Source organism: Geofilum rubicundum JCM 15548 (assembly GCF_000974365.1).
Taxonomy (GTDB): domain Bacteria; phylum Bacteroidota; class Bacteroidia; order Bacteroidales; family Marinilabiliaceae; genus Geofilum; species Geofilum rubicundum.
In genome coordinates this window covers 17,321-41,405 of record NZ_BAZW01000006.1, presented here as the reverse complement: position 1 = coordinate 41,405, position 24,085 = coordinate 17,321, and the positions used below count along the sequence as shown (strand labels likewise).

Annotated in this window: 22 protein-coding genes and 1 pseudogene; 14 read left to right on the top strand and 9 right to left on the bottom strand. The window is 47.4% G+C overall.

The window, feature by feature from the left end:
• Window positions 1-13 precede the first annotated feature (13 nt).
• The 4 genes from JCM15548_RS04780 to hpt all read right to left on the bottom strand — a co-directional run bounded on the left by JCM15548_RS04780 (window position 14) and on the right by hpt (window position 3,417).
• Window positions 14-868, bottom strand: coding sequence for a UDP-2,3-diacylglucosamine diphosphatase (locus JCM15548_RS04780; protein ID WP_157482429.1), 855 nt, complete (start codon window positions 866-868; stop codon window positions 14-16).
• Window positions 869-937: 69 nt separating this feature from the next.
• Complete coding sequence (gene obgE / locus JCM15548_RS04775; RefSeq protein WP_062122782.1) at window positions 938-1,942, bottom strand: GTPase ObgE; 1,005 nt, start codon at window positions 1,940-1,942, stop codon at window positions 938-940.
• Between the two features lie 178 nt (window positions 1,943-2,120).
• Window positions 2,121-2,696 (bottom strand): adenylate kinase, encoded by a 576-nt coding sequence (locus tag JCM15548_RS04770; protein WP_062122780.1) that lies wholly within the window; start codon window positions 2,694-2,696, stop codon window positions 2,121-2,123.
• A 184-nt stretch (window positions 2,697-2,880) separates the two neighbouring features.
• A complete protein-coding gene (hpt, locus tag JCM15548_RS04765) occupies window positions 2,881-3,417 on the bottom strand; it encodes a hypoxanthine phosphoribosyltransferase (protein ID WP_062122778.1) in 537 nt (178 codons plus the stop codon).
• Between the two features lie 206 nt (window positions 3,418-3,623).
• Here hpt and JCM15548_RS04760 point away from each other — a divergent pair, with 206 nt between their 5' ends.
• Both JCM15548_RS04760 and JCM15548_RS04755 read left to right on the top strand, forming a co-directional pair.
• A complete protein-coding gene (locus tag JCM15548_RS04760) occupies window positions 3,624-4,502 on the top strand; it encodes a hypothetical protein (RefSeq protein ID WP_157482427.1) in 879 nt (292 codons plus the stop codon).
• Window positions 4,503-4,507: 5 nt separating this feature from the next.
• Entirely contained in the window at window positions 4,508-6,541 is a 2,034-nt protein-coding gene (locus tag JCM15548_RS04755) for a ComEA family DNA-binding protein (protein WP_062122773.1), read from the top strand.
• 7 nt (window positions 6,542-6,548) lie between these two features.
• Here the strand turns inward: JCM15548_RS04755 and JCM15548_RS23030 are convergent, their stop codons facing one another.
• Together JCM15548_RS23030 and JCM15548_RS23025 are read right to left on the bottom strand one after the other, a co-directional pair.
• Complete coding sequence (locus JCM15548_RS23030) at window positions 6,549-7,868, bottom strand: RQC domain-containing protein (protein WP_369403674.1); 1,320 nt, start codon at window positions 7,866-7,868, stop codon at window positions 6,549-6,551.
• 80 nt (window positions 7,869-7,948) lie between these two features.
• Window positions 7,949-8,728: pseudogene (locus JCM15548_RS23025) on the bottom strand (RecQ family ATP-dependent DNA helicase); the annotation flags it as partial.
• A 379-nt stretch (window positions 8,729-9,107) separates the two neighbouring features.
• On the opposite strand from JCM15548_RS23025, the gene JCM15548_RS04745 reads away from it, so the two are divergent.
• From JCM15548_RS04745 to JCM15548_RS25040, 9 genes are all read left to right on the top strand, one after another.
• On the top strand, window positions 9,108-10,259 hold the full coding sequence (locus tag JCM15548_RS04745; protein ID WP_062122771.1) for a lactonase family protein: 1,152 nt from the start codon (window positions 9,108-9,110) through the stop codon (window positions 10,257-10,259).
• A 9-nt stretch (window positions 10,260-10,268) separates the two neighbouring features.
• On the top strand, window positions 10,269-10,778 hold the full coding sequence (locus JCM15548_RS04740) for a YkgJ family cysteine cluster protein (protein WP_062122769.1): 510 nt from the start codon (window positions 10,269-10,271) through the stop codon (window positions 10,776-10,778).
• Window positions 10,779-10,863: 85 nt separating this feature from the next.
• On the top strand, window positions 10,864-11,889 hold the full coding sequence (gene porQ / locus JCM15548_RS04735) for a type IX secretion system protein PorQ (protein WP_227625475.1): 1,026 nt from the start codon (window positions 10,864-10,866) through the stop codon (window positions 11,887-11,889).
• A gap of 109 nt (window positions 11,890-11,998) precedes the next feature.
• Entirely contained in the window at window positions 11,999-12,700 is a 702-nt protein-coding gene (gene cmk, locus JCM15548_RS04730) for a (d)CMP kinase (RefSeq protein WP_157482425.1), read from the top strand.
• A 13-nt stretch (window positions 12,701-12,713) separates the two neighbouring features.
• Window positions 12,714-13,616, top strand: coding sequence for a 4-hydroxy-3-methylbut-2-enyl diphosphate reductase (locus JCM15548_RS04725; protein ID WP_062122767.1), 903 nt, complete (start codon window positions 12,714-12,716; stop codon window positions 13,614-13,616).
• Between the two features lie 49 nt (window positions 13,617-13,665).
• The gene (pfkA, locus tag JCM15548_RS04720; protein ID WP_062122766.1) at window positions 13,666-14,649 is read left to right on the top strand and encodes a 6-phosphofructokinase; all 984 of its coding nucleotides are present in this window, start codon (window positions 13,666-13,668) and stop codon (window positions 14,647-14,649) included.
• Window positions 14,650-15,288: 639 nt separating this feature from the next.
• On the top strand, window positions 15,289-16,767 hold the full coding sequence (locus JCM15548_RS04715; protein ID WP_062122764.1) for a tagaturonate reductase: 1,479 nt from the start codon (window positions 15,289-15,291) through the stop codon (window positions 16,765-16,767).
• Window positions 16,768-16,854: 87 nt separating this feature from the next.
• Window positions 16,855-17,628 carry a UxaA family hydrolase gene (locus tag JCM15548_RS25045; protein WP_262486889.1) on the top strand — a complete coding sequence of 258 codons (774 nt, stop codon included), beginning with the start codon at window positions 16,855-16,857 and terminating at the stop codon, window positions 17,626-17,628.
• Between the two features lie 2 nt (window positions 17,629-17,630).
• Entirely contained in the window at window positions 17,631-18,341 is a 711-nt protein-coding gene (locus tag JCM15548_RS25040) for a UxaA family hydrolase (RefSeq protein WP_262486888.1), read from the top strand.
• 153 nt (window positions 18,342-18,494) lie between these two features.
• On the opposite strand, the gene JCM15548_RS04705 is transcribed toward JCM15548_RS25040, so the two are convergent.
• Together JCM15548_RS04705 and JCM15548_RS23020 are read right to left on the bottom strand one after the other, a co-directional pair.
• Window positions 18,495-19,556 carry a GTP-binding protein gene (locus JCM15548_RS04705; protein WP_227625474.1) on the bottom strand — a complete coding sequence of 354 codons (1,062 nt, stop codon included), beginning with the start codon at window positions 19,554-19,556 and terminating at the stop codon, window positions 18,495-18,497.
• A complete protein-coding gene (locus tag JCM15548_RS23020; RefSeq protein ID WP_227625473.1) occupies window positions 19,495-19,824 on the bottom strand; it encodes a hypothetical protein in 330 nt (109 codons plus the stop codon). The genes JCM15548_RS04705 and JCM15548_RS23020 overlap by 62 nt, the downstream gene beginning before the upstream one ends.
• 239 nt (window positions 19,825-20,063) lie before the next feature.
• Between JCM15548_RS23020 and JCM15548_RS04700 the strand changes: the two genes are divergently transcribed.
• The gene (locus JCM15548_RS04700) at window positions 20,064-20,669 is read left to right on the top strand and encodes an acyl carrier protein phosphodiesterase (protein ID WP_062122761.1); all 606 of its coding nucleotides are present in this window, start codon (window positions 20,064-20,066) and stop codon (window positions 20,667-20,669) included.
• 42 nt (window positions 20,670-20,711) lie between these two features.
• On the opposite strand, the gene prmC is transcribed toward JCM15548_RS04700, so the two are convergent.
• Window positions 20,712-21,449 carry a peptide chain release factor N(5)-glutamine methyltransferase gene (gene prmC / locus JCM15548_RS04695; RefSeq protein ID WP_062122759.1) on the bottom strand — a complete coding sequence of 246 codons (738 nt, stop codon included), beginning with the start codon at window positions 21,447-21,449 and terminating at the stop codon, window positions 20,712-20,714.
• A 219-nt stretch (window positions 21,450-21,668) separates the two neighbouring features.
• Here prmC and ribD point away from each other — a divergent pair, with 219 nt between their 5' ends.
• Window positions 21,669-22,724 carry a bifunctional diaminohydroxyphosphoribosylaminopyrimidine deaminase/5-amino-6-(5-phosphoribosylamino)uracil reductase RibD gene (gene ribD, locus JCM15548_RS04690; RefSeq protein ID WP_227625472.1) on the top strand — a complete coding sequence of 352 codons (1,056 nt, stop codon included), beginning with the start codon at window positions 21,669-21,671 and terminating at the stop codon, window positions 22,722-22,724.
• 34 nt (window positions 22,725-22,758) lie between these two features.
• A complete protein-coding gene (cls, locus tag JCM15548_RS04685) occupies window positions 22,759-24,084 on the top strand; it encodes a cardiolipin synthase (protein ID WP_227625471.1) in 1,326 nt (441 codons plus the stop codon).
• The last annotated feature ends 1 nt before the right edge of the window (window position 24,085 follow it).

Here is a 24,085-nt window from a genome sequence, read left to right as displayed (position 1 = left end):
GAATGTTGCCTGTTTAGCTTTTCAGTATCTCTTTAAAAGCCCGGATAAAAATTTCTTCGGTTGATTCAGATATTATTTCCTCCACGGTTGATTCTTCCTTGACTTCGGTCATGGATTCATTCCAGTGCTTTAAATGCCAGTCTCCTGCATCATATTCCAAGGCGGTCATGTGATCCACCCAATCGCCAGAATTCAGGTAGGTGGTTACCCCGGCGGCTGTAAGAATCCGCTTTTTCGTTGGTCGGTGAATGTGTCCGCAAATCACATAGTGGTAACCTTTTCGAATGGCCAGACGGGCCACCATGCCCTCAAACTTGGTCACGGCCTGTCCCTTGCCCCCTTTCACCATATCTTTGATTTTTGCGGCCAGGGATATCTTTTTTCCGCCGAAAAAGACCAAAAAAGCATTCACCATCCGATTGATGCCAATTAAAATACCAAATCCCACCGAGCCCATTTTTGCCAGCCATTTGGAATGATGCATAACCACATCAAACACATCTCCATGAAAAATCCAGGTAGTGGTGTTATCCAGAGAAAGAACAATCTTATTGTCCACGGTAAGCCGGCCAAAATCAATCCCGGTAAAACGACGGGCGATTTCATCGTGGTTACCGGGAATATAGACAATTTTAGCCCCTTCCTCGGCCATTTTAAATAAGTAGCGAACCACTTTGAGGTGGGAAGCCGGAAAGTATTTGGGAGAAAACCGCCAGGCATCTATAAAATCACCATTCAGGACCAGTATCTCGGGCTTTATGGTTTTTAAATAGGTGTGCAACTGCTCCGCTTTACTTCCGTAGGTTCCCAAATGAACATCAGAAATAACGACTGCTTTGAGCGGCCTTTTGATCGGTTTGGCTGTCATAGACATTGGTATAAAATCCTACTACAACAACAAATATACTATTTACCCATTAAAACCGGGCAACAACCTTTATCTTTCCAGCATGGAGGTTTCCAATTCTTTCCAGATCATATCCTTTAGTTGAGCAATTCCGTAGCCGGTAACCGAGGAAATAAAGACATAGGGAACATCCGGTAAGTCCTTTTCCAACTCACCCTGCAATTCATCGTCCAGGAAGTCGGTCTTTGAAATGGCCAACAGCCGTTTCTTATCGAGTAATTCAGGGTTAAACTGCTGCAATTCGCTGATCAAAATCTGGTATTCTTTACGAATGTCCTCACTATCGGAAGGAACCATAAACAAAAGAATGGAATTACGCTCAATGTGCCGAAGAAACCGCAGTCCGATACCCTTACCTTCATGTGCGCCTTCAATGATACCTGGGATATCGGCCATCACAAAGGATTTATAATCGCGGTACTCCACAATGCCCAGATTGGGAATGAGAGTGGTAAAAGGATAGTCCGCAATTTCGGGTTTGGCCGCACTCACGGCTGCCAAAAGGGTAGATTTACCGGCATTGGGAAAGCCCACCAGACCAACATCTGCCAGGACTTTTAACTCCAGCACAACAGGCACTTCCACAGATGGCTCGCCCGGCTGTGCATAGCGGGGTGCTTGATGGGTAGAGGATTTGAAATTCACATTTCCCAGTCCACCCCGGCCGCCCTGTGCCACAATGCGTTCTTCACCATGCGTGGTGATCTCAAACAACACTTCTCCGGTTTCCGCATCTTTGGCCACAGTTCCCAGTGGCACTTCAATGGTCTTATCTTCCCCGCTGGCACCTGACGATCGTGAGCGGCTACCGGAGCCGCCATGTCCGGCAATAACGTGGCGTTGATACTTTAAATGAATCAGGGTCCAGTAATTCTGATTGCCCCTTAAAATGACATGCCCCCCACGACCACCGTCACCGCCGTCGGGGCCGCCCTTCGGCTCAAACTTCTCACGTCGGAAATGACGGGACCCTGCCCCACCATTGCCCGAACGACAAAATATTTTGACATAATCAACAAAACTACTTCCTGCCATATACTTATGATATTATTCTTATTTCCGGGTCGGATGGTTTAAAACTGATCGCCCAGACAGGCCGTCAATTCGCTGCAAAGGTACACAAAAAAGATGGAAACAGGCATGGGTGAGAAACTTACAAAAAAAGGGCATCCAAGCAGATGCCCCCCAGTATTCTTATATTTTGAACAGGGTGTTAGACCATGCAGACTTCAATCACAGCGCTTATTCGCTCAAAAATCTCATCCACCGTGCCTTGTCCGTCAATCCCCCGATAAGTTCCCTCCTTCTTATAAAAATCAATGACCGGAGCTGTCTGGCATTCATACACACGAATCCGCTTCTCAATGGTTTCCAGATTATCATCACTGCGCCCGGAAGTCTCACCGCGCTTTAGCAGACGTTCGGTAATTTCCGCATTGTCCACTTCCAGGTTGATCATGACATCAATATCCTCTTCCCGCTTATGGAGCAACATTTTTAAAGCACATGCCTGCTCAATGGTTCGGGGAAATCCGTCAAAAATAACGCCTTTTACAGCCCCCAGAACATTCAGCTTATTTTCAAGCATACCAACAATGATGTGATCCGGCACCAACTCGCCCCTATCAATAAAAGAAGCAGCAATCTTTCCCAAATCGCTGTTAGATTTTATTTCGGTACGCAGGATTTCTCCGGTGGAAATATGTTCCAAGCCGAAGCGCTCAATAATTTTTTCACTCTGTGTACCTTTCCCTGACCCCGGAGGACCGAAAATCACAACATTAAGCATGATGGTATAATTAGTTTTTAGTTATTTTTCGATGAAACCAGATCCCATTAAAGCACACACCTTTTTGCACCTGAACCATCAGGCACAAAAACCATCTCATTCGTTTAAAAAACAGAAATATGAGTTTTCCTACGTATGCTTAATTCTAAAAACCCGGTAAATAGTCGGTTGAGCCTCAGGAGGCTTACTTAACCAGGCTGTAAATATCGGGCAGATTGCGTCCATAGCCATCATAGTCCAGACCATATCCCACAATGAAGTCATTGGGAATTTCCAGTCCGATATAATCCAGCTTCACCTCCCGCTTACAAGCGTCGGGCTTGTAGAGCAAGGTGGCTACGATGACTTCGCTGGCTCCGGTCTGCAACAACTGCTTAACGCTGTTCTCAACGGTGACTCCCGTATCAACAATATCTTCCAGCAGCACCACGGTACGTCCTTTTAGCTCTTCGTTGAAACCAATCAACTCCTTAACTTTTCCGGTACTTCCCATTCCTTCGTAAGAAGCCAGTTTCACAAAACTAATCTGGCAAGGAAATTCGATAAGCTTCATCAAATCAGCCGAAAACATAAAGGACCCGTTAAGAATACATACCATTAATGGATTTTTATCCTTCAGGTCCCGATTGATTTTATCGGCCATTAACCATATAGCCCTCTTAATATCACTAGCCGGAATGGACAGACTAAACTCTTTATCTAAAAGTTGGATGCGCTTCATAGGTGCTTATTCGAAATAATGAAAAAACAAAAGTATAAAAAAAGAGGGATACCCGTTCATTAAAGGTTTACTTTTTGGCCAATAAAACTTAAAAACGTCTTTCACATACAATTGATTAGCCCATAAATCCCGCCCGCCAGATTTGTGCAGAAAAAGGAAAACTGCTATATTCGACCCGTCAAAAGCCTAACCTTAACCCTGTTTGCTTGATGAAACCACCTGCCATTCGCATCTTTGGAATATCCTCGTATGAGCGACCCATCCTTTTCTGTTTTTGCCTCTCTCTGATTTTTATGGCGCCCTCCAATGCGCAACACAGCTCGTTTAAAAGTCCCCTGGGGGGAATATTGGGCAGCAGCGGCGCTTTGGAAAAAAGCCCCTGGGCTATTTTCTCTAACCCGGCAGGACTTTCTGTGCTGAAGAAACCGGTTGGAGGCATAGGCTACCAAAATGATTTTTATCTCAAAGAACTCAGTACCCGCACAGCTTTTGCAAGCGTCCCCTTTCACGGCTCCATCTTCTCCGGCGCATTCACGCATTCCGGCTACCAGCATTTCAGGAAACAGCAATACCATCTGGCCCTTTCCAAAAACCTGGCTCCCTGGTTAAATATGGGCCTGCGCTTCAATTACCACCTTCGCTACCTAACTGGCCGTAAAAACCAGCGACTCCTCACTCTGGACGCCGGCTGGCAATTGGCGGCATCAGAGAAAATCCATTTGGGATTCCACGCCCTTAATCCTGCCCGCAGCCAATGGCACATAGAGGGCCAAAAGGAAAACCATTTGGTGGTATTGGCCACTTCGGTGGACTATAGGCCTGTATCGGACGTGCGACTGGAGGCGGGACTGGCCAAAAAATTGGCATTCCCTCCTACCCTTTCAATGATGGTGGAGAGTCAGGTCCACGAAGCAGTCACCATTAAAGGAACGGCCGTTTCAGCGCCCCTTCGCTTTGGATTGGGAACAGGCATCATATGGCAGTCCCTGGGATTTGAAATGGGGCTCATGCACCATGAAACGCTGGGCTTTTCATCCGCATTCGGCCTGCTTTACCATTTAAACCATACGACCAAAAAACCTTAGTAACCATGAAGTCTTTAACCCTATTTAGTTTTTTCCTGACGACCTTCTTAACCGGCCTTCAGGGCCAGTCGACCGAACAGATACAGCAACTGGCTGCTGAAATATTTGAAAACAGCACGGCTGCATCCGAACAGGAACCGGACTTTTCCTCCCTGACGGATAATTTGATTCAGCTGTATCAAAGCCCCATCAATATCAACCAAGCCCGGCGGGAAGATCTGGAAAAAATCTTTTTCTTAAGTGACAGCCAAATAGAAGCCCTTCTTTATCAGCGCTATCAACTTAAAAACTTTTATTCCATCTACGAAATGCAAAGCATTGAGGGCTTCTCAAGGCAAACATTGGAATGGCTCGAGCCACTGATCACCTTTGGTATTTCTGAACAATTGGCACCCGGCAGATTCCGGGCTAAAGGGGACCTGTTTGTCAGAGCTCAGACCTTATTGGAGACCCGGGCCGGATACCGGCAAAGGGAAGATGGCAGTAAGCCCTATCAGGGCTCTAAAATTAAACTCTACACCAGACTGGAGGTCCAGCCTGTCAAAGATCTTAAGATGGGGTTCATCGCTGAAAAAGACCAGGGGGAGCCCATGTTCAACCATCAGATAGGTACTGGATCATCTGGCGGGTTACTTATCCTGGCAACCGGACAAGGTTCTCAAACAAATCATTGTGGGTCAGTACAGAATGAGCGGCGGTCAGGGCCTGGCTCTGCAGACAGGTATGGCGCCCATCAAAAGCAGTGCTACCACATCCATCCGCAACCGCCAGGCCTCCTTCCGTCCTTCCTCTCTGCTTCAGAATACGGGGGATTGAGCGGCGTGCTCATGGACTTCGGAACCCGTGATCTTTCTATCACTCCGTTTATATCCATAAAAAAGGTGGATGGAAGACTGGACACGCTGGATAATGGCTCCACCATTATCACGAGCCTGAAAAACGACGGCTACCACCGGACCCTTACCGAGTTAAGTCAACGTAAGAATGTGCGGGAAGCGGTTTATGGACTTCAGGCTAAATACCACCTCAACCGTTTCATGATTGAAACGGGCTACCTACACTATCATCTGGCCAATCCGGTACTGCCCCCATCCGAGGTTTACAACCGGAATTACTTCAGTGGAAAGAGGCATCAAAACTTTTGGGTGGCCGGTGAAGGCAGCCTGTACAACCTTCACCTTTTTGGAGAACTGGCCTTTAACCCAAACGGAGCCCCTGCTGTTTGGGGCGGAATATTACTGCCGGTAAAATCGGTTGTGGATCTTTCACTGGGCTATCGGCGAATACCAATGGATTATCGGGCACCCTTGGGGGCTCCGTTGACCGAAGCCAGCGTGCCTGCCGGTGAAAGCGGATTATATATCGGCTGGCAAATGGATTTGCCGGCCAGTCTTACCCTCTCCGCCTATCTGGATTATTACCGACACAACTGGCTGCAATACCAAACGAGTGCACCGGCCAATGGCCATGACTTTCTGTGTGTTTTGAGTCACCAATCCTATAAAGAGTGGGAAAACACCTTGCGTTACCGCTACAGAAATAAGACCATTAACTTAACAACAAGCGACAGGGGAAAACCGGTAGGCAAGCGGACCCAGAACCAATGGCGCTTGCAAAGCAGATATCATACAGCGGCCAACTGGATTTTCACCTTGAGGGCTGACCTTCAGACGGTGAACAGGCCCGACCGGCCAAACCTTCCCAAAGGATTTTATCTGGGACAGGACATACGCTATGTCAGCGACAATAAAAAATGGAACATCACCACCCGTTACGCCTTATTTGATGCAGAGGAATATGACACCAGAGTGTATGCCTATGAACCGGATGTGCTCTACAGTTTTAGTACCCCGGCCTATTACGGGAGGGGCAGCCGGTGGCTCATTGTGGGTAAATGGACCATCCTGCCAAAGCTGGATCTTTGGGCCAGATATGCCCAATGGCAATACAGCAACCGCGAAAATATCAGCACCGGCCATGCTTTGATTGAAGGCAACAGGAGCAGGGAAATAAAATTTCAGGTTAGAAAGCGCTTCTAAGCGCTTTCTAATTACCGACTTCAGAAATAAATTTAATGCGGACCATGCGCACTTCCTCTTCCGAGAATTCATCTTCACCCAGCTCCTCTAAAGCCGTGGGGATGTCATCCGACTCGGCATCCTCTTTGAAATACAGGAATATGTCGTCTCGGTGGTCCTCATCCATCACCTGGTCAATGTGGTAATCAATATTCACCCGGGTACCACTGTAAACAATGGATTCCAGCTCTTTAAGCAAATCGTTCATTTCAATCCCCTTGCTTTCGGCTATATCGTCCAGCGAGACTTTACGATCGATGTTCTGAATGATGGAAATTTTCAGTTTCGACTTATTGGCCACCGATTTTACCACCAGGTCGATGGGACGCTCTATCTCGTTATCTTCAACATGGCTTTGAATCAGTTCGAGAAAATCATTACCAAAACGCTTGGCTTTACCCGCACCCACTCCCGGCATATTCTGGAGCTCGTCCATGGTAATGGGGTAATAGGTCGACATGGCCTCAAGGGAGGGATCCTGAAAAATAACAAAAGGAGGCAGATTGAGCTTCTTTGAAATGCGCTTTCGTAAATCCTTAAGCATGGAAAAAAGCTGAGGATCAACGGCTGCCGTACTGGCTCCGGTACGGGTTTCCTCCTCCATCTCATCATAATTATGGTTCCGCGTCAACATAATACTATAAGGAGCATCCAGATAGGCCCATCCTTTTTCACTCAGTTTCAGCAGCCCATAATTTTCAATTTCTTTGATAATCAGACCAGCCACCAAAGAATGGCGGATAACAGCGCTCCAGTAATGGACATCCTGGTCATCGCCTGATCCAAAAACTTCGAGCTCGTGATGGTTATAGGCCTTCAAAGCGGTGGTCGGCTTCCCGACAAGCATATCCACGACATACTCCGCTTTAAATTTCTCTTTAATATCCCGAACCACCCTTAACATCTTTACTATGGATTCCTTGCCTTCAAACTGCTCTTTGGGATGCAGGCAGTTATCACAGGAGTCACAATTATCCTCATGAAATGGCTCGCCAAAATAGTGCAAGAGCAGTTTTCTTCGACACAGGGAGGTCTCGGCATAAGCCACCGTTTCAAACAACAGTTGCTTACCAATTTCCTGTTCCGCCAAAGGTTTACCCTGCATGAATTTTTCGAGCTTCTGAATGTCTTTATAGCTATAAAAAGTGATGCAACGTCCTTCACCGCCATCGCGACCGGCGCGACCGGTTTCCTGGTAATAGCCTTCCAGACTTTTTGGGATATCGTAGTGCATAACAATGCGTACATCGGGCTTATCAATACCCATTCCAAAAGCAATGGTGGCCACAATGATATCGACCTCCTCATGCAAAAACTTATCCTGATTACCCGATCGGTGGAGGCATCCATGCCTGCATGATAGGCCAGGGCCTTCAGGCCATTAACCACCAGCATTTCGGCCAGCTCCTCCACTTTTTTGCGGCTCAGGCAATAGATGATGGTGGATTTGCCGGCATTTTCCTTTAATATCCGAATGATTTCTTTAGAAGCGTTGACTTTGGGGCGCACCTCATAATACAGGTTGGGTCTGTTAAAAGAGGATTTGAAAACATGCGCTTTCAACATGCCCATTGTTTTTTGAATATCGTGCTGCACCTTCGGCGTGGCCGTAGCTGTGAGTGCTATAACCGGCGCTTCCCCAATTTCATTGATAATGGGCCGGATGCGGCGGTATTCAGGCCGGAAATCATGTCCCCACTCAGAAATGCAATGGGCCTCATCTACCGCATAAAAGGATATCTTTACCTGCTTCAAAAAGAGAATGTTCTCTTCCTTCGTGAGCGATTCGGGGGCCACATAAAGCAATTTGGTCTTACCGGCCATCACATCTTCCTTCACCTGCATAATGGCAGACTTGGTCAGAGAAGAATTCAGGAAATGGGCCACCCCGTCATCTTCACTGAAATTACGCATGGCATCTACCTGATTCTTCATCAAAGCTATCAGGGGAGATATAATAATGGCAGTACCTTCTAAAATCATTGCAGGCAACTGGTAGCAAAGCGACTTGCCTCCACCCGTTGGCATCAGAACAAAAGTATCATTCCCTGCAAGTACATTTCGGATAATCTCATCCTGGTTCCCTTTAAAAGTATCAAAACCAAAATGCTGCTTCAAATAGGCATTTAAATCAATATGCTTTGTCATAACAAGGCTTGCGTTGTTCTCTTTTATGTGTGTGCAGTCCGTTCAATAATAATAGTATCATGTACTATTTTCAAAAAAAACAAACAAATATAACAGAAATAAGTGGTTCTGTCATCCCGAAATATCACTTCATCAACAAAATGCAAACATCCCCTTGCTATTTTTCCACTTTTAGAATGACTGCAAAGGAACATGAAGTTATAAAAAGTTTTAGCCATTCACAACATCCCCTTTGATAAAAAAAACAAAGCCCTTGTCAAGCCGAGCTTTCAAGTACCAGAATACTTTAATAAAGTAAAAATAAATCATTGCCATCCTCCATAATTTGCAGATCAAGCTGGAAAGGAATATTTTTACCCATGAAACAAACCATTCTACCATGCCAAAAAATCATTTTATGCGGTTGACTTTTACAGTTTCCATGCTGTTGACCACCTTGCTATTTGCTTGCCAATCGCCCCAAACCCCAAAAAACCAGGTCACCTTTTATATAGGTACCTACACCAACGGCAGTTCAGAGGGCATTTACAAGGCCCTGTTTGACACCGTAACAGGCCATATCTCCGAGCTACAACTGGCGGCCAGACTCAACAACCCAAGTTTTCTGACCATCTACCAAAAAGAAAAATTATTGGTAGCAGTCAGCGAAAGAGATGGCAGCCAAGCCAATGTATTCAGTTATGAAATCCATCCTATATCGGGGGAATTAAGCCTGCTCGATTCGGTAGCAACTGGCGGACAAGCCACCTGCTATATAAGCATGGTTCATAAAAATCTGGTAGCCATTGCCAACTATGTCTCCGGAGACGTCTCCTTTATTCCCTACAGCAACAAAGGAACCTTTGAATCGCCGGTCACCACCTTTAAACACAGCGGAACAGGACCGGTTACTGACAGACAGGAAGCCCCGCACGCCCATTCCATTCTGGCCGATCCCAACGGATCCTATATATACGCGGCTGATTTGGGAGCCGATAAGGTGATGGTTTATGAACTGGACCAACAGGAAATAAGAGCTGCGGGAACTATTTTGATGACACCCGGGGCGGGACCAAGACATCTGGCCTTTTCACCTTGTGGCCAACAAATGGCGCTTCTGAATGAATTGAACCATACGGTAATAACCTTCTCAAAAGATGAGAAGGGCGCATTTACCAACCAAACAGCCACCGTTCAACTTCTGCCGGATTCATTGCACAGGGGAAATAAATCGGCTGACATCCACTACTCGCCGGATGGCCGCTTTTTATATGCATCGGTAAGAGCGATTGACGAAGTAACTGGGGTGGACAAAATTGAGGTAATGGATGTAACAGACAAAGACAGCGCTCCCCTTCGCGTCGGTTCAGAAGAAAGTGGCATCCACTATCCCCGTAATTTCTCTATCGATCCATCCGGCCAATTTCTTTTGGTAGCGAATAAAAACAGTCATTTAATTACGGTGTATGAAAGGGACCAAAACACCGGACAATTAACACCCATCGATGCCTCTCTTGAATTGGACAGTCCCGTATGCATTCAATTTTATTAGTCAATTATTTTGAGCCATAAGCCACCTTCCGTCCACCTTGAGCATTTTAGAGCTCAATCGTTAACCAGATCGAAAGAGAACCGGCTCTATCTGGAAAGATTGCGCAAGCGAAAGCCGGGCGATCTGGACCAGGCAACCCTTGATCTGCACCAAAAAGCTTTCTCCCACATAGATTGTCTGGATTGTGCCAACTGCTGTAAAACGACCAGTCCCATTGTTATCGACCGCGACATAGATCGTTTGGCAAAGCGTCTGAAAATGAAACCCTCACAGGTGGTGGACCAATACCTTAGGTTGGATGAGGACGGGGACTATGTTTTCAGGCAGGCCCCTTGTCCCTTTCTGATGCCCGACAACTACTGCATGGTATACGAAGACAGGCCCAGGGCCTGCCGGGAATATCCGCACACCGACAGAAAACGCTTTCATCAGATACTCAAACTTACTTATAAGAATACGCTGGTATGTCCGGCTGTTTTGGAGGTTGTAGAAGGATTAAAGGAAAAATACAGTCCCTAGAAAGAAAAAAAATCACGCAAAGCGCCCATCAAAACAATGAAATACTATTTTTACCGTTTAAAGAACGTACCCAAGAACTAACAAATTGAAAAATATCCACAAATACTTTTTCACGATATTGTTGGTGGCACTGAGTTATAGCGGACAGGCCCAAAGAGGTGGCGAAAGCACCTTTGGCTTGTTGCATTTAACCCAGTCGGCCAAAATGGCTTCACTCGGTGGCAATCAGGTGGGACTGGCAGGTAATGACCTGGCCATGCTCCTGCACAATCCGGCCATCCTCGATTCATCTTTTTCCCAACAGGTATCCATGAGTTACGTGCCGTACATGGCCGACATCAGTTATGGTTTTGGCGGCATTGCCTGGCATTTTGATCAGGCGGGCACCTTTGCTTTGGGCTTTCACCACATCGGACATGGCGATTTCATTGCTGCCGAAGAAAGCGGACTCATCACCGGCAGCTTCACCGCCGGCGAATCCATGGTACAATTAAGCTACAGTCGGCCGCTCAGTCCACGCCTCACCGCAGGTCTCTCCATCAAACCTGTTTTCAGCCGCATTGAGGCCTACCATTCCTGGGGAATAGCCACAGACTTAGGTTTATTTTACAAAAGCATGGACCAGCTGTTTCAGGCAGGTATAACTTTACGAAACTATGGCCGGCAATTAACGGCCTATGACAACGCTCCTTTAGAAACGCTTCCGGCAGATTTGCAAGTGGGCTTGTCACAGAAACTGGAACATGCCCCTTTTCGCTTTTCATTGACGGCACAGGACCTCTTTTCCGGATCTCTTCAGTACACCCTGCCCGAATCAGAGCAAGGCGCTTCCAACACCTTTCTGGAAGAGGACAATACCTTTGAAAAGGTAGCACGACACCTGGCCATAGGGGTAGAGTTTGTTCCCTCTGGAAACTTTTATGTGGCCGGAGGCATCAATCCCCGTCGCAGGGCCGAGTTGAAAATGGCCAATAAACCTTCAACCGTTGGGTTCACCTGGGGCTTTGGCATCAAAATCTACAAATTCAATTTCTCCTACGGCTCCGGTCGTTACCACCTGGGAGGCACTTCCAACCACTTTTCCATCACCACCAACTTGTCCGCCTTCTAGTGTCAATTTTCCTCGCCTTTCAAAATTTCAGAAATTTTATAACTTTACGGGCCAATATCGATCCGGTTGATTAACGACTGATCGTCTTCCATGCATACACCCATTTTTTATGTCGAAAAACATTCAAAACATCATCATTGCCATAGACGGGCATTCCTCCTGCGGAAAAAGCACCGTGGCCAAGGATCTTGCCAAAAAATTTGACCTGACCTATATCGATACGGGTGCCATGTACCGGGCGGTGACCCTTTTTGCCAGGCAAAAAGGGTTGATTTCGGATGGACAAGTCCACACCGACGCCCTCCAAAACCAAATTGGCAACATCCATGTGGAATTGCGCAAAAATCCAACCAGCAAACAAGTGGAGACCTTCCTCAACGGAACCAATGTGGAGGCGCAAATCCGCACCCTTGAAATAAGCAAGCATGTGAGTGCCATAAGTGCTTTGGCTTTTGTCCGAAAAAGAATGGTGGAATTGCAACAGGAAATGGGCAAGGCCGGAGGCGTCGTATTGGATGGTCGCGATATTGGTACCGTTGTTTTTCCCGACGCCCACCTCAAAATATTCATGACAGCCTCACCCGAAATACGGGCCCAACGTCGCTTTGATGAAATGCAGGAAAAAGGGGAAGCCGTCACCTTTAAAGAAATCCTGGACAACGTCGTTTTGCGTGATCATTTAGACAGCACCCGCAAAGAAAGCCCCTTGAAACAAGCAGAGGACGCATGGGTACTCGACAACAGCCACTTGTCGCGTCAGGATCAGCTGGACTGGATATTGGATCGCTTGCAGAAAAACGGTTGGCTATAGAGGAGACTTGTGTATGAATGCGGAAAGAAAGCCTACCACGACTATCGTTATTGACGCAAAATCAGGATTTTGTTTTGGGGTGTCCAAGGCCATAAAAACGGCAGAGGCGCATCTGCAAAAGGGGGGCGAACTGACGAGTCTGGGCGACATCGTCCACAACGAGGAAGAAATCAAACGGCTCAGAGAAAAAGGATTGCACAGTGTTGGTCTGTCAGATTTATCCACCTCCAACAGTCCAAAAGTATTGTTCAGAGCCCATGGAGAGCCCCCTTCCTCCTACGAAACCATCAAAGCCGCCGGGAAAGAAATCATCGATGCCACTTGTCCGGTCGTCCTCAAACTCCAACAGCGCATTTTCAAAGCCTGGCAAGAGATAAAAATGGTCAAAGGGCAAATTGTCATCTACGGCAAGAAAAACCACGCCGAAGTCATTGGTCTCAGCGGACAAACCAACAACGAAGCCATTGTGGTGCAATCATCGGCCGACCTCCACCTGGTGGATGCCAGCAAAAAAACCATCCTTTTTGCCCAAACCACCATGAGCCAAAGTGGCCTGGAGGAAATGGAAGGATGGCTTAGAGCGCACCTCCACAACCCTCAGGATTTAACGGTGCATAAAACCATTTGTGCGCAAGTGGGCAACCGGGTCCCTCATTTAAAAGAATTTGCCAAACAATATCAAGTGATTATTTTTGTGGGAGGAAGAAAGAGCAGCAACGGCAAAGTCCTTTATGAAGTTTGCCGGTCGGTCAACCCCCATTCCCATTTCGTTTCCGGCATAGAGGAGATTCAACCCTCCTGGTTGAATCCGGCACCGGCATCCATTGGTATTTGTGGCGCCACCTCAACCCCCCAATGGCTGATGGAACATGTAGCGGAGAAAGTCCATTCCTTGTTAAGCCAGGATCTGCCATGAAACCTGGCCCTTAACCACATTTATTATCAACATTTAAAAACAATTTGACATGGGTCCCTTAAAAAAAATCGCAGTACTGACATCAGGAGGTGATGCTCCCGGCATGAATGCAGCCATACGCGCAGTTGTGCGGGGCGCCATTTATAACAAATTGGAAGTCATGGGGGTCATCCGTGGATTTGAAGGACTGATAGAAAACGATTTAATTCCCATGGACTCCAAATCGGTGAGTAACATCATTCAACAAGGCGGCACCATTCTCAAATCGGCCCGCAGCAAGGAGTTCATGACCAAGGAGGGTCGTCAGATCGCCTACGATAATTTAAAACAACACCACATTGACGCGCTGATTGTTATCGGTGGTGATGGCACATTTACCGGGGCCCGCGTTTTTAGTCAGGAATTCAACATCCCCACCGTGGGTATTCCCGGCACCATCGACAACGATCTGTATGGCACCGACTACACCATTGGTTATGACACAGCCCTGAACACCGTTATTGAAGCCGTGGACAAAATCAGAGACACGGCCAGTGCCCACAGCCGCCTCTTCTTCATTGAAGTGATGGGTCGGGACGCCGGATTTCTGGCTTTACGCAGTGCCATTGCCTCCGGTGCGGAAGCCGTTCTGGTCCCCGAAATCAGTACAGATTACAAAAAGCTGGATGCTTTTTTAAAAAACAGTTACAACAAGGAAAAATCCTCAAGCATTGTATTGGTAGCCGAAGGCGACAAAATAAGCGGAGGTGCCATCAAAGTAGCGGAGCGTGTCGACAAAGAGCACCCCGATTACAATGTAAGGGTCACCATCCTGGGACATATTCAGCGCGGAGGGTCACCCTCGGCTTTTGACCGGGTAGCCGCCTCACGAATGGGCGTATCGGCCGTGGAAGCACTGCTGGACGACCAAAAAAGCGTCATGATTGGCATGGTCAACAATGAAATTGTCTATGTCCCCTTTAACCAGGCTTTGAAACATAAAAAACCACTCAACCCGAGATTGCTGGAACTCATTGAGATTCTATCCATCTAACTGTTTATTGACATTATCCAAACATAAAAAAGCCGGCCTCGCCGGCTTTTTTCATGGTACTTACCGGCCGTCCTTCCTGAAATTCAGCCGCTTCTCAACAATAGAACGCCAGCTAATAATCGGCCCTATCTGTGGATAAAGAAACGGAGGAGGTAACACCAGGCGGTCAGTTCATCCAGTCTTACAGGCTTAATAGAAAAGTCCATCCTTCAAAAGCAGGTTTAAATTCGTGTGCGATAACGAAGACTCAGAAAACCATTTAATTTACTATGCTACAGCTATTTACATAGTTTTAATTCGTTAAATATTCTTAACAACAGGAAAATAACACGGAAAGAATTCCTTATCAAAACCAGAAAGTATATCTTTGTCAATGCCAAACCGAAGACAAAACACGTTATTAAAATTCATTCTAAACAAGCAAAACCACCCGTTTAAAACCCAGTCTTCAATCCTTTTTTTTTGATTAAACACCTATTATTAAACAAGTTAATTACAAATACTGTTTTTCAAACCTCTACCCGGAAGACCCCAATCATCTTTTCTTATTTTTCGGCTGGAAAAAAGAAACAGAAATAACCGTTATCGATAACGGTAAATCACACGAAAAACAATAGACCACTCATAAAACCTTTAAAAATGCAACTCAATCGTCAAACAGCAACTGAAGCCAAAAGCTATCCCACCAGAATCCTTCAGTTTGGAGAAGGAAATTTCTTAAGAGCTTTTACCGACTGGATCGTGGATCGCATGAACAAAACCATTGATTTCAATGCGGGCATTGATGTGGTGCAACCACTGGCCAACGGCATGGTGGACATGCTCAATGCGCAGGATGGACTGTACCATGTCTATTTGAAAGGTATTAAAGACGGGCAAGCCATTCAGGAGTTTAGCCTGATTGATTGCATCAATGACGGCATCAACCCCTATTCGGAATTTGATAAATATGAGGCTTCTGTATTGAATCCCGATTTGCGCTTCGTATTCTCCAATACCACCGAGGCAGGTATCAGCTGGGACGAAAGCGACCGTCTGAACATGACGCCGCAAAACTCCTTTCCCGGAAAAGTAACGGCCTTACTGCACAAACGTTTCAAAGCCTTCAACGGGGATGTTTCCAAAGGATTGATCTTTTTCACCTGTGAGCTGATCGACCGAAACGGGGACATGCTCAAAAAAATCGTCCTGCAACACGCCGAAAACTGGCAGCTTGAAGCCGGATTTATCAACTGGGTCAATGAGGCCTGCTGTTTCTGCAACACCTTGGTGGACCGCATCGTCCCGGGATTTCCCAAAGACGACATCAAAGAAATCCAAAAGGAAATCGGTTTTGAAGACAACCTGGTGGTTGTGGGTGAGTACTTTCATTTCTGGGTGATTGAAGCCCCTGACTGGGTCAAAGCAGAGTTCCCTGCCGAAAAAGCCGGACTGGATGTCAAATTTGTTAAAGACATGACCCGCTACCGGGAACAAAAGGTGCAGGTACTTAATGGCTGCCACACCGGCAGTTACGCCGTATCTTTTCTGAGTGGCATCGACACCGTGCGCGAAGCCTTTGAAAATCTGGAAACAGGCGAGTTTATGCGGGATTTGGTTTACGACGAGGTGTTACCGGCGCTGGAGGGGCCCGACACGGAACTCAAGTCTTTCGCCAAAAAAATCCTGGAACGTTTCCGCAATCCCTATATCCGTCACCAATGGCAAAGCATTGCACTCAATGCCATGAGCAAATGGGAAACCAGAAACCTGCCTTCGTTGTTACATTACTACGACACCCACCAAATGTTGCCCCAAAAGCAAGTCTTTTCCCTGGCAGCCATGATTGCCTATTTTAAAGGGGAAGTCAACGGCAAACATTACCAGGTACAGGAAGACAAGTGGATCATTGATTTTTACAAACAGGCATGGGAAGCCTGTGATGGTCGCCCCATCTCCATTTACCAACTGGTGGAGAAGGTGCTGCAACTGGACAAGATATGGAAGCAAAACCTGAACGAAGTGCCCAACCTGACCATTTCGGTGAGCCATTATTTGTTCCTGATTGAGCAGGTGGGTATGCGCAAGGCCGTGAAGGCTGTTTTAAACAAAAACAACCCCTTGATGCAGATGTCGTAAGGACCGAATTTAAAAGGCTTGCCTTTGACGTTAACGTATGAAAGACGGAAAAAATGGTTCTTTGCTAATGAAACTAAATACAAGAATATGTCAAAATTCTTATTAATACATCCCGATGATAATGTAGCCGTTTGTCTGGAAGCCGGCGCCCCCGGCGACCAGGTGACCGTTGGGGAATATTCCGTAACGCTTCTGGAAGCCATTCCGGTGGGACATAAAGTGGCACTGGTCAACATCGAAGCGAAGCAGGACATCATTAAATACGGGGCACCCATCGGACATGCTCTGGAAAACATGGAGCCGGGCAAGCATGTGCACACGCACAATTTAAAGACCAACTTATCGGACAACCTCCAATACGAATTCAGACAGAAACTCCAGGCCCCCCGTTACGAGAAGCGCGACCTGACTTTCAACGGTTTTAAGCGATCAAACGGCAAAGTGGGCATTCGCAATGAACTGTGGATTGTGCCCACAGTAGGCTGTGTCAATGGTCAGGCCCAACAAATCATCGATTTATTTAAGCAGGAGATGAACCCCACCGATATTGACGCGGTGGAAGTGTTCAAACACAGCTACGGCTGCTCGCAGCTGGGCGACGACCATGTAAATACACAGAAGGCCTTGGCCGACCTGATTAACCATCCCAATGCGGGCGGCGTTCTGGTGATCGGACTGGGTTGTGAAAACAACCAGATTTCGCATCTAAAGAAATTCATTGGCGACTATGACGAATCAAGGGTGCGCTACCTGGTGGCTCAGGATGTGGAGGACGAGGTGGAAACCGGATTGGAAATGCTCAAAGAGATTTATGCCCTTATGCGCCGGGATCAGCGGGAACCGCCCCCCTTTCTGAATTGAAGGTGGGGTTAAAGTGTGGTGGCTCGGACGGTTTCTCGGGCATTACGGCCAATCCGCTGGTAGGGGTCTTTTCCGACTTTCTGATAGCACAAGGGGGGACCACCATTCTGACCGAAGTGCCGGAGATGTTTGGTGCGGAGACGCGCTTAATGGAGCGGGCGGAAAACGCCACGGTTTTTGAAAAAACCGTGGGGCTTATCAATGGCTTTAAAGATTACTATAACCAACACCATTTGCCCATCTATGAAAACCCTTCACCGGGCAACAAGGACGGCGGAATTTCCACCCTCGAGGACAAATCGCTGGGCTGCACCCAAAAAGGCGGAACAGCGACTGTAGTAGATGTTTTGGCCTATGCCGAGCCGCTTAAAAAGAATGGCCTCAACCTGCTTTCGGCCCCGGGCAATGACCTGGTGGCCGCTTCCGCCTTAGGCTTCAGCGGATGCCAGTTGGTATTGTTCACAACGGGCCGGGGAACCCCATTTGGCAGTTTCATCCCTACCATGAAAATATCGACCAACAGCGCCCTTTTCAACAAAAAGCGCAACTGGATCGATTTCAATGCGGGCCAATTACTGGAAGACAAAACCATGGACGACTTGCTGGAAGAATTTATCCAATACCTGATTGCTGTCGCCAGCGGCGAAAAACTGCGACACGAGGAAAGTGGCTTTAAGGAAATCGCCATTTTCAAGACCGGCGTTACGTTATAATAACACTATTAAATGGAGGGGGAAGAAAAGGGCCGGTTCAGAAATAAAACCAGCCCTTTTCGCATACTTTTTGGGGCTGTAGCACAATGGATCAAATAGAAATCATGCGGGCAATTAAGATATCGCCTTCCCAAATAAAAAGCCAGAGCCCTCTTAAAGTCCCATTTTCTTGAGAAAATGATCCATCACCTCATTTAAATCGGGCTGTCCAATTTCCTGCAAATCATAATGCACACGGGTTACCGGCTTGTTAATCTTCACCACCCGACTCAAATCAATGGGTGTGCCAATAATGACCGCGTCACAGGGTGTGGCATTAATCGTCTTTTCCAAATCCCGCACCTGCTCGTTGCCATAACCCATGGCAGGAAGTAAGACCCCAATCTCCGGATAAAGCTCAAAAGTGCCTTTCAATTTACCCACGGCATAGGGACGCGGATCAACAATTTCGGCAGCCCCGAATTTTTGAGCCGCCACCATTCCGGCACCAATTTTCATTTCGCCATGGGTCAGCGTTGGACCATCCTCAACCACCAGCACCCGTTTTCCGGTAATTAATTCGGGATGATCAATGCGGATGGGGGAGGCGCCATCAATGACCGTGGCCTTGGAATTGGCCATTCGGATATTTTTGCGCAGCAGCTCAATATCTGAACCATCGGCACTGTCCATTTTATTGATGACCACCACATCGGCCATTCTCAGATTAACTTCTCCCGGGTAATAATTCAACTCATGTCCCGCTCTGTGCGGGTCGGTCACCGTTATGGTCAGGTCGGGCCGGTAAAACGAAAAATCATTGTTGCCCCCATCCCACAAAATCACATCGCAGCCATCCGGATCCTTCTCGGCAGCGCGGAGAATGGCCTCGTAATCCACACCGGCATAAATCACATTGCCGCGTACCACATGGGGCTCGTACTCCTCCATTTCTTCAATGGTACACCGATGGTCCTCCAAATCCTTTAAAGTCGCGAAACGCTGCACCCTTTGTTTGGCCAAATCCCCATAGGGCATGGGATGACGAATGGCCACCACTTTGAGCCCTTTCTCCATTAAGATTTCAATCACCCGACGGGAGGTTTGACTCTTTCCACATCCTGTGCGTACAGCCCCCACCGCAATCACCGGCTTGGTACTTTTAATCATGGTATCATTGGGACCCAACAATTTGAAACCGGCACCGGCCGCATTCACCACTGCCGAAACCCCCATGACCCGGGAATAGTACATCACTGTAGGAGAAGACACAATCATCTATACCGTATTCATGGATCAATCGTGGCAACTCGGCCTCTCCATAAATCGGAATTCCCTCGGGATATAAGTCCCCCGACAGTTCGGGCGGATATTTTCGTCCGTCAATATCAGGAATTTGAGCGGCCGTAAAGGCCATCACCTTGTAATCGCTATTATCGCGAAAGAAGGTATTGAAGTTATGGAAATCTCTTCCGGCAGCACCAATGATGATTACTTTTCTCATACAGTCGGTTTTTTATGAGGGTAAGACAATAATTTATTTTACCAACCTTCTCCTTGACCTAAACCGATCAAAGACAGCTAAAATTGGTCATTTTCAAGCATCACTCATTAAAGGTAAATAATGCCGTCTGACAAAAAATAGTCATTTGTCATGTTTCAACCTGTTAAGAAACAGATGAAGAGCTTCATTAATTTCGGCATTTATTTTGTATATTACAAGGTTAACCAAGCAAGAGAGATATGAACTATTTGGCGCATCTGTATTTATCGGGCCCCGCTGCAGGCATCAAAGTCGGGAATTTCATCGGCGACTACGTGAAGGGCAGTCGGCACAACCGCTATGCGCCCGAGATTCAGAAGGGCATTTTAATGCACCGTCAAATAGATTCCTTTATGGACAGCCACCCGGTAGCCCGTGAAAGCGCCGCTGTCTTTAAGCCGCAATACCGCCGTTATGCCTCGGTGGTGATCGATATCATTTACGACCATCTGCTGGCGGCTAATTGGAGCCGGTACAGCGAAGCGTCACTGCACCATTTTGTTTCCGATGCCCATAAAATACTTCTCAAACACTACTTTATTCTCCCGGGCGTGGTCAAGCAGTTTCTGCCCTTTCTGATTAAGAGTCGACGCATGGAGCACTACCGCCTCACGAGTGGTGTGGAGCGCACCCTAAAAATCATGGCCGCTCATTCTTCGCTGCCCGACCATAGCCAATGGGCCATTGAACAGCTCCATACCCATTACGATGTTCTCAATCAGCAATTCAACAGCTTTTTTGAAGAAGTCATGGTGATGTGCGAGCTCTACCTCGCCGAAGAGCTCATTCAGAAGCAGGCCATATAGCCCGGACCATCCGGTCGCGGCCCGACAAGTCTTTCCTGAGCACTATTTGTTCAAATCCAAGTTTTTGGAGCAGGGCACAAACCTCCTGGCCGTAGGCTCATTGATCTCAAAATAAAGGCAACCATCTGGTAACAAACACGTCGTGGCCATTTGGGCAATGACCCGATAAAACAAAAGGGGCGTATCATCCGCCACAAAAAGGGCCAGATGTGGCTCATGCTCCAGCACATTCTGCGCCATTTTCGTCTGCTCACTTTGGGTCACATAAGGCGGATTGCTAATTACCACATGTCTGGGAGCCAAAGGATACTTCTGATAGTTCAAAACGTCGCGCAGCTGAAAATCCACTTCCACATGGTTCAGCAGCGCATTCCCCCTGGCTGTTTCAAGTGCCTCAGCCGAGATGTCCCAGGCCTCAACACGCGCCCAAGGCCGGTTTTTCTTTAGGGCAATGGGAATGCACCCGCTGCCCGTGCCAATATCAAGGATTTCAAGAGGAGCCTTGGACCCACCCGAGGAACGATCCAGGGGAGCCTCCTCCAGTATCCAGGTCACCAATTCTTCTGTCTCCGGTCGGGGAATGAGCACATGCGGATTCACCTTAAAAACCATATCCATAAAATGGGTTTGTCCCAATACGTACTGCAAGGGCTCGTGCCCTTGCAGTCGGACAACCGCCTCATGAATGAATGCCACCTCCTCATTGCTGAGCTTCTCCTCCCCCTTCATCATCAAATCAAGCCGGGCGTATCCACGTAAGTGATCGAAAATCAACCCCACAAATGACTGCAGCTCATTGGCTCAACAACTTTCTTCAAATTCGACTGTATGTAAGCAGCTAGTTCTTTGACAGATGGCATATTAATTCAGATAAGAAACGGATGACTTGAAAAAAGAAACAATCCGGCATAAAAATAAACATTATCTTAGCAAAACAAACCAGGCGCCAGCTGTTTTGATCAATATTAACAAGCGTGGAAGGCGCTTACAACATATCTCATGAGTCATCATACCACAACCGACATCCAATACATGCAACGTTGCCTGAATTTGGCGCGACTGGGCGAAGGGAAGACCTATCCCAACCCCATGGTCGGCTCCGTCATTGTGCACAAGGGACAAATAATAGGTGAAGGCTATCACCGTAAGGCCGGTGGTCCCCACGCAGAAGTGTGGGCCATCAACTCAGTGGCCAATCAGGATCTGCTTAAGGCCTCCACGCTCTATGTGAACCTGGAACCCTGCTCGCATTACGGTCAAACGCCCCCCTGCTCCCTGCTCATTCAGCAGAAAAAAATCCCCAGGGTGGTGATTGGTTGTGGGGACTCCTTTTCAAAAGTCGCTGGTCGCGGCATCCGGCAATTGGAAGCAGCCGGTGTGGAAGTCACCACAGGCATTCTGGAGCAGGAAAGCCGGGAGCTCAACCGTCGGTTTTTCACCTTTCATGAGGCCAAACGTCCCTACATCATCCTCAAATGGGCCGTTACACGCGATGGCTTTTTGGATATTGACCGGGAAGTGGTCAAAGGCAATCGTCCCACCTGGATCACCAATGAACATGCCCGCCGCATGGTTCACCAATGGCGCAGCAGAGAGCAGGCCATCCTGGTCGGTTCCACCACCGCCCTCAAAGACAACCCCTCGCTGACGGTGCGCGACTGGACGGGCCCGCATCCCTTGCGACTGGTGCTCGACAGAGGTAATATCTTGCCGGACCACCTGGCCCTTTTCGATGGCGAAAGTCCGACCCTGCTCTTTTGTTCAGCAAAAAAAGCAGACAACAAACAGGCGGAAAAAATAGTGATCCCCGCCGATAAAGAACCGGTCAATGCCATTCTGGAAGAGTTGTATAAGCGTCACATACAATCCCTCATCGTGGAAGGCGGCGCTCAACTGTTAAAGGCCTTTATTGAGAAAGGCCTTTGGGACGAGGCACGGGTTTTTGTGGGCGACCAATGGTTCCAGAACGGCATTGAAGCGCCACAATTGCACCTGACGCCCCTTCAAAGTGAAAAATTTGGCAACAGCGAAATGTTTATGTACCGAAATATTTAGTACATTAGTGATGAACATCTACTAACCAGCCAATATGGAGAGCCTGCAAAACATCCTTAACATAGTCAACCCCTTCATTATGGGGATTTATGTAATAAGTATTCTGTTTGTTGTAGTGTTCACTGTTCTTGAAAACCGCAATCCCCTTAAAACCATTTCCTGGGTACTGGTACTGATCATGCTGCCCGTAATTGGTTTTGTTTTCTTCATTTTTTTCGGCCAGAATTTTCGCAAAGAAAAAATCATTGCCCGGAAAGGACTGCGAAATGTGGATTTACTTTCTAATTTGGCACATGCACAGATACACCGCATTTCGGAGGGTGAAATGTTCGATAATCAGGCACTGGAGCAGCACCGCAATCTGATAACTATGCTGCTGAACAACAGCAATGCGGTGGTGACCATTGGCAACAGAGTAAAAATTCTACAAAATGGAACAGACACTTTCGACGCCATTCTGCAAGCCCTGGAAAGTGCCAAAAAATTCATTCACCTGGAATATTACATTTTTGACAATGACGAAATTGGGGGAAAAATAAAAGAAATTCTTAAGCGTAAAACGGCTGAAGGGGTTGAAGTACGCATGATTGTGGACGATGTGGGCAGTTGGGAATTAAAAAAACCTTTTTTCAAGGAAATGTGGGATGCCGGCATCCAGGCCTACTCTTTTCTTCAGGTACGCTTCCCCAACCTCACCAGCAAAGTGAATTACCGCAACCACCGAAAAATTCTCATCGTAGATGGCTATACGGGATTTATTGGCGGCATTAATATTGCCGACCGCTACAAATATGGCAGTGAGAAGTACGGGATTTGGCGCGACACCCATGTGAAGATTGAAGGCGATGCAGTCAATACGCTCCAAACCGTTTTTCTCACCGATTGGTTTTTTGTCAGCCAGACAGAGATCCACGACCGCAAATACTTCCCTACCAAAGAACCGGCGGGCCAAAAAATGGTGCAAATAGTGGCCAGTGGTCCGGATTCCGACTGGCCCGCTATCATGATGGGTATTTTCCAGGCCATTGCCTCTGCCAGAAAGTACGTCTATATTGCGACGCCCTATTTTATGCCCAGCGAAAGCGTCCTGCTGGCCCTGAAAACCGCTGCTCTGGGCGGGGTTGATGTGCGTATTTTAATACCGGAACGCAGCGATGCCTTTGTTACGCTGCTCTCCTCCCGCTCCTTTATTCGCGAAATGCTGGATGCGGATGTAAAATTCTACTTCTACCAAAAAGGATTTTTACACTCCAAAGTCATGATTGTCGATAATTCCCTGGGCGTTGTAGGTTCGGCCAATATGGATTTCAGAAGTTTTGAGCAAAATTACGAGGCGACAGCTTCATTTTTGATGAACTGAC